Here is a 6,498-nt window from a genome sequence, read left to right as displayed (position 1 = left end):
TACAGTAAAACCAACTGGTAATTAGATTTTTGACGCGTTTGCGCTCCTGACAGCGAGTCAACGGATTTATTTCAGATTGTTGACATCAACGGCACTTGATCGACTCGGCTATGTCCTCATAATCAGTCCTCGCCGCCGTGATTACCTCACGCGGTCTCGCGAATAACTTCAACGCCAGGCGGATGCGATTCCGGCTGCGGGGGAAATTTATACTGAAAAAATGACGCGTCCGAGGGTTGTTCTCGGCCGGTGGGAGAGCTGCGTGTGACGAATGCCGGTGCATTGAGGGCGAACCCCACAAGCGATGTCGAGAGGGCATGGTTGCGGATTCGCGGTCATTTGCGTGAATCAGCCGGCACGCGGTTGTTTGATCAGTGGCTGAAGCCGTTGGCCCTTGGTGCGTGTGATGAGGCGGATACGGTCCGCCTGACGCTTCCGTCTGCCTTCATGACCAACTGGGTGCGCAACAATTATGCCGAGCGGCTGACGCAGGAATTTCGTGCGCTGCTGCCGCAGGTCACGACCGTGATCATTGAGACCGCGACAGTGAGTGCGCCGCTGCCCGTGCTGACGGCTGTCGATGTGCAACCCGTGGTGAATGAGCCGAGCCCGATCGCCGCCATTGGCGGCGCGCGTCCGGCCCTTGATTCGCGTTTCACCTTTGATCGATTCGTTGTCGATGCGTCGAACCGAGTCGCGCTAAACGCTGCACAGGCGCTTGCCGAACCCGGTCCACCGCGGTTCAGCCCTTTGTTCCTTCACAGCGGCACCGGCATGGGTAAAACGCACTTGATGCACGCCATCGGCACGGCGTTCTTAGCCGCCCAGCCTTCGGCCAACGTGATCTATATGTCCGCCGAACGCTTCATGTTCGAGTTCGTCCAGGCGATGCGGGCACGCGATACCTTTGCCTTCAAGGCGCGGCTGCGCTCGGTCGATCTGCTGATGATCGATGATCTCCAGTTCATCGCTGGCAAGGATGCGACCCAGGAGGAGTTTTTCTACACGATCAACGAGGTGGTGAGCGCTGGCAAACGGCTCGTCGTCAGCGCCGATCGTTGCCCGCAGGCGCTTGACGGTGTTGAGGCGCGAATCCTCTCGCGCCTGTCCGTCGGCTTTGTCGCTGATATCAAGCCTGCCGAGATCGAATTGCGGCGCGCCATCCTGGCGCGCAAGCTGGTCGACTTGCCAGAGGTTACTGTGCCCGCCGATGTTCTCGAACTGCTCTCGGTTCGGCTGACGTCAAGCATTCGCGAGCTGGAGGGCGCCCTCAACCGCCTGGTCGCCTATGCCCAGTTGACGGGTGAGTCGATCGATATGGACTTCACGCACGCAACACTGGGCGATGTGCTGCGTGGGGTGCAGAAGCGCGTGACGATCGATGAGATCCAGCGGGCTGTGTCAACGTATTTTGAACTCAAGCCGATCGAGCTGGTATCGGCACGGCGCGCCCGCGTCGTCGCCCGCCCCCGCCAGATTGCGATGTACCTCGCCAAGCGGCTGACGACGCGCTCGCTGCCCGAGATTGGCCGTAAATTCGGCGGGCGCGATCATTCGACAGTGATTCATGCTGTCCGCCGGATTGAGCAACTGCGCGACAGCGACGTCGATGTCGACAGTGCGGTGCGGGTGCTGCTGCGTGAGCTTGAGGGGTAGGATCAACCCCGTCTTGGTCGACCCACAAAAAGGGCCTCCGGTGCAGCACCGGAGGCCCATTTGGCATCAGCTCGATCGCGTTACTTCTTGCGCTTGGGGTCGGGCGCGATCGTGATCTTCACTGTTTCGCCGGAATTGCCCGGAAATCCCGTGAACATCGCTTCGACGAGATTGGGGACAATGCGCGGCAGATTATCGTCGGTCGATTGCGCCCGCGCGGTGCCCTCGAACAAGCGCTGGCCGTTATCGGCGCGTTCGATCTTGAGATCGAGTTCGCTGGTGTAAACAGTATAGCTGCTCACATCGTTAAAGCCAGGGCCGAACAGGAACGGATCGTTGAAACCGTAGATGAAGTTGCCGCGGCCAAAACCGCCATAGCCAAAGCGTCCGAAACGGCCAAAGCCGCCGCCAAACCCGCCGCCAAACCCGCCATAGCCAAATCCGGTCGACTGGACGCGTTCGCGGCCACGATCGACATCATAGTTCATCTTGACGATCAGCTGGGCCTGGCCGGGATTGGCTGCAGGCTGATAGCCCTGCTCGACCAGTCGTGCACTGACGAGGCGGGCATACTGGTTGAACTCGATCCCGCCCTGAAGATCAGGATTGCTAGCCTGAACAACAAAGGTCTGGCCTGCCGCCGGACCGGAAAGTGCCTGGAAACGCGAAACTTTCGCGCTGAATGGCGTCGCGCAGCTCGAAAGGACCAGCAATGCAGCGACGGCGAGGAATGATTTCTTCATGGGACCATCCTTCAAGCGACATAAAAAGTTACAAACAAACAATTACTTGGCGATCGTGGCATCCGCCAGATGAACGGTAGTTGAACGCATTACCCTACCGCTTTGTCGCTAGACCTGCAAACCAATCGCACGCTGTGTTGCCAACAACGTTGGTGCTGCGAGTGTGGTTGCGCGTGCTGCGCCGTCAATCAGCGCATCGGCCACAGCGGTTCGATCATCCAATAGCTGGGTCAGACGCTCGCGGATCGGGCCCAGCACGCTGATCGCAAGATCAGCGAGCGCAGGCTTGAAGCTGCCAAAACCCTGCCCGGCGAATTCGCTCAACACCGAATCGACGGATCGATCGGCCAGGGCGGCGTAGATCGTTACCAGATTTCGCGCCTCGGCGCGTTCGGCGAGCCCCGCTACCTGCTCTGGCAGGGGTTCAGCATCGGTCTTCGCCTTGCGAAATTTCTGGGCGATCAGCTCATCGGAATCGGTGAGGTTGATGCGCGACAGGTCCGATGGATCTGATTTCGACATCTTGGCCGATCCGTCGCGCAGACTCATGATCCGCGGTGCGGCCTTGCTGATCAGCGGTTCGGGAAGCGGGAACAGGTCGACCCCGAAATCAAGGTTGAACTTGGTCGCAATATCGCGCGCCAGCTCGAGATGCTGCTTCTGGTCCTCGCCCACCGGCACATGCGTAGCCTTGTACAGCAGCACATCGGCGGCCTGCAGCACGGGATAGCCGAAATAACCGACGCTCTGGCTGGAACCATCCTTGCCGGCCTTGTCCTTCCACTGCGTCATCCGGTTGAGCCAGCCCATCCGCGCGGTGCCGTTCAGAATCCATGCCAACTCACTATGGGCTGGAACGCGCGCCTGATTGAACAGGATCGACCGGGCGGGATCAATGCCACAGGCAATCAGCGCGGCGGCCATTTCGACCGTCGCATTGGCGAGCTCAGCCGGCACGACGGGCTGGGTCAGCGCGTGCAGATCGGCGAGGAAGAACAGGCAGTCCCCGCCGCCCGCCGCGACCTCATCCTGCATCGCGACCCATTGCCGGATCGCGCCCAGATAGTTGCCCAGGTGCAGATTGCCGGTGGGTTGAATGCCAGAAACGACGCGCATCAGGGGGCTTTCGGGGTTGGGTCAACAGGGTCGGTACGGCGGCGCCGCAGTACCGCCAGCAGATCAGAAGGCAGATAAGCGCGCAGCACGAGACAGGCGATCGCATAAACCAGCCCGCCCAGCCCGACCAGCACGATCATCGCCAGCCAGCGGGTCACGCCGGTGCCCAGCGTATAGGGCGCGAAACGATCGTTGAGGAAAAACATCACGCCCCCCATCGCGAGCGCGGCGAGGCCAAGCCGCCAGCAGCGCTTGCGGAGTTGTGCGTCGGGTAAAAAATGTTCGCGCTTCACCAACGTACGGTACAGCAGCGCAAGATTGACCAGGCTGGCAATCGCCGTGGCGAGCGGTGGCCCCATATGCTTCAGCGGGCCGATGAGCGCGAGGTTTAGTACAAGGTTGATCGCGATCGCGATCGTCGCATAGCGCACCGGCGTGGTGGTATCTGCGCGGGCATAGTAGCCCGGCGTCAACACCTTGATGAGGATGTAAGCTGGCAGGCCGAGGGAAAAAACGGCCAGCGCTTGCGATGTTGCGATAGTGTCATCGCGGGTGAAAACCCCGTGCTGGAACAGCGCAGCAACAATCGGCACGCCGCATACGACAAGCGCGACGGTGGCGGGCAGCGTGAAGAACAGAGCAAGTTCCACGCCGCGATTCTGCGTCATCATCGCCTGCTCTTCCTGCCCCGCGCCAAGCTGTCGCGCGATGGTAGGCAGCAAGACAGTGCCAAGTGCTATACCAACAAGGCCCAACGGCAGCTGAGTTAATCGATCAGCAAAGTAGATGTGCGTCACCGATCCGTCGGCAAGCAAACTGGCGGCTAATGCCGTAGAGATGACGAGGTTTATCTGCACCGCGCCAGCGCCGGCCGCCGCGGGACCGATCAGCGAGAGCAATTGCTTCACTTCAGGCGTAAGGCGCGGCAGCCGGGGGCGCAAATTCACACCATTGCGCAGGCACGCCAGCCATAACCACAACAGCTGGAGCACGCCCGACACCGTGACGGCAATCGCCTGGTTGCGTGCCGTTGCCAGTGGATCGGCGGTGTGGAAGCACAGCAATGCCGCGATCAGCGTGAGGTTCAGCAGGATCGGGGCGGCAGCATTGACCCAGAATTTCTGCATCGAATTAAGGATACCGCCCAGCAACGACACCAGTGAGATGAGCAACAGATAGGGCAGGGTGATCCGCGACAGCATCACGGCGAAGTTAAATTGTTCCGGCGTTACATCGCGGAAGCCAAATGACAGGACCCAAGTGATCGGCCAGGCGAAAATCTCCATAACGATGGTCATGACGATCAGAATGGGCAGCAGCACCGACAGCGCATCGCGCGCAAAGCTAAGCCCGGCCGCCAGGCTACCGCCTTCTTCCGATACCTTTTTGTTGAACATCGGAATGAAGGCCGCGCTGAACGCCCCTTCGGCGAACAGCGCGCGAAACATGTTGGGCAAGCGGAACGCGATCAGAAACGCATCGGACGCAAAACTCGCCCCAACGAAGCGCGCGAACAATGAATCGCGCACCAGCCCCAGGATGCGGCTGGCAAGCGTAAGCCCGCCGACCGAGCCCAGGGCGCGCACGAGGTTCATGCCGGTTGCTCTATCGATTTCATGGCCGTGTATCCTACAGCCGAAATTTTACGCGTGGCCGATATCCTCGATCGGCAGGTTCTCACCCGGCTGGGCCTGGACTTGCGACAGATACAAAGCGTGGAAATCGATCGGCTCAAGCAGCAGCGGCTGGAAACCGCCATCGCGCACCGTATCGGCAAGCACGCGGCGGGCGAACGGGAACAGCAGCCGCGGTGCCTCGCCGAGCAGGAAGGGCTGGACATGCTCTTCGGGGATGTTGCGCAAGCCGAACAGCCCAGCAAAGCTCAGGTCGACGACAAACGCCACACCGTCATCGGTTTCCGACCGGACATCCATTTTCAGGATCACTTCAAACACGTCTTCGGCGACCTGCTGGGTACCGATGTTGAACTGCACATCGATGCGCGGCATCGACTGGCTCTGATAAATCGCCGGTGCATTCGGGTTTTCGAACGACAGGTCTTTCACATATTGCGAGATCAGCCCGGCAACTGGCGTGGTATCTGCGCCGTTGGCCATGGGTTCGCCGCCATTATCCTGGTCGTCCATCAATCGGTCTTTCTACATAAGGGTCAGTGCGGCATGAGGGCATCGCCACCATGCCAATGCGCGTCGCGCCTAGCAGGGGGAGGGCGGCAGTTCAACGCTATGGGCGAAAGCCGGTAATTCCGCTATTTGAAACCCTGGGTTCATGCGCCTATGTTAAGCGTTCGCCAAACACCGGAGGCAGAGTGGTTTACGTCGTACTTCTAGCAATGATTGCCGGGTTCCTCGCGCTGCGCCTTTACATGGTGCTGGGCAAACGTACCGGCCATGAGCAGCCACTCCCCAAGCCGACCGAGGATCGCGTCGCGCTTGCCCCGGTGCCTGCCCGCACGATCGATGCGGCGCCCGAACGCGTCGATATCGTCAACCGTCATATCGAAACGCGCGCCGAACCCGGCATCCGGGCGATCATCTCGGCTGATTCGTCTTTCGATGTCGGCCAGTTCGTCGATGGGGCGAAATCTGCCTATCGCATGATCCTTGAGGCGTTCTGGAAGGGCGATGTCGATACACTCAACTGGCTGGTCGATGATGCGGTGCGCCAGAGCTTTGTCGAAGCGATCGAGGAACGCACGGCGGCAGGCCATGTGCTTGATAACCGGCTGATCAGCATCGAGCGCGCGGTGATTACCGATGCCAGCCTGGAAGGGCGCGATGCGCGGATCATGGTCAGGCTGGAGGCTGATATCGCCGCAATCACGCGTGATGCAGAGGGTAATCTGGTGTCGGGTTCTATGAGCGACGCTGTTGAAACCCGCGAAATCTGGACTTTTGCGCGCACGCTGAAAAGCAGCGATCCGAACTGGAAACTCGTCGAAACCGACGAGGCATAAGCGGGT

6 protein-coding genes are annotated in these 6,498 nt (G+C 60.2%); 2 read left to right on the top strand and 4 right to left on the bottom strand.

Annotated elements, in window-relative coordinates; translation table 11 throughout:
- Positions 1-264: 264 nt before the first annotated feature.
- Positions 265-1,656 carry a chromosomal replication initiator protein DnaA gene (gene dnaA, locus B7Y49_RS09975; protein WP_374127436.1) on the top strand — a complete coding sequence of 464 codons (1,392 nt, stop codon included), beginning with the start codon at positions 265-267 and terminating at the stop codon, positions 1,654-1,656.
- A gap of 80 nt (positions 1,657-1,736) precedes the next feature.
- On the opposite strand, the gene B7Y49_RS09970 is transcribed toward dnaA, so the two are convergent.
- From B7Y49_RS09970 to secB, 4 genes are all read right to left on the bottom strand, one after another.
- Entirely contained in the window at positions 1,737-2,399 is a 663-nt protein-coding gene (locus B7Y49_RS09970) for a DUF4136 domain-containing protein (protein ID WP_374127435.1), read from the bottom strand.
- A gap of 108 nt (positions 2,400-2,507) precedes the next feature.
- On the bottom strand, positions 2,508-3,515 hold the full coding sequence (trpS, locus tag B7Y49_RS09965; RefSeq protein ID WP_374127434.1) for a tryptophan--tRNA ligase: 1,008 nt from the start codon (positions 3,513-3,515) through the stop codon (positions 2,508-2,510).
- Entirely contained in the window at positions 3,515-5,110 is a 1,596-nt protein-coding gene (gene murJ / locus B7Y49_RS09960) for a murein biosynthesis integral membrane protein MurJ (RefSeq protein ID WP_374127433.1), read from the bottom strand. Before murJ ends, trpS begins: the two co-directional genes overlap by 1 nt.
- Positions 5,111-5,158: 48 nt before the next feature.
- Positions 5,159-5,662, bottom strand: coding sequence for a protein-export chaperone SecB (secB, locus tag B7Y49_RS09955; protein ID WP_374127432.1), 504 nt, complete (start codon positions 5,660-5,662; stop codon positions 5,159-5,161).
- A gap of 206 nt (positions 5,663-5,868) precedes the next feature.
- Between secB and B7Y49_RS09950 the strand changes: the two genes are divergently transcribed.
- Positions 5,869-6,492 (top strand): Tim44/TimA family putative adaptor protein, encoded by a 624-nt coding sequence (locus tag B7Y49_RS09950; RefSeq protein WP_374127439.1) that lies wholly within the window; start codon positions 5,869-5,871, stop codon positions 6,490-6,492.
- Positions 6,493-6,498: the final 6 nt, after the last annotated feature.

It is taken from the genome of Sphingomonas sp. 28-62-11 (assembly GCF_002278865.1).
Taxonomy (GTDB): Bacteria; Pseudomonadota; Alphaproteobacteria; order Sphingomonadales; family Sphingomonadaceae; genus Sphingomonas.
This window is presented reverse-complemented; position numbering and strand designations above follow the sequence as displayed.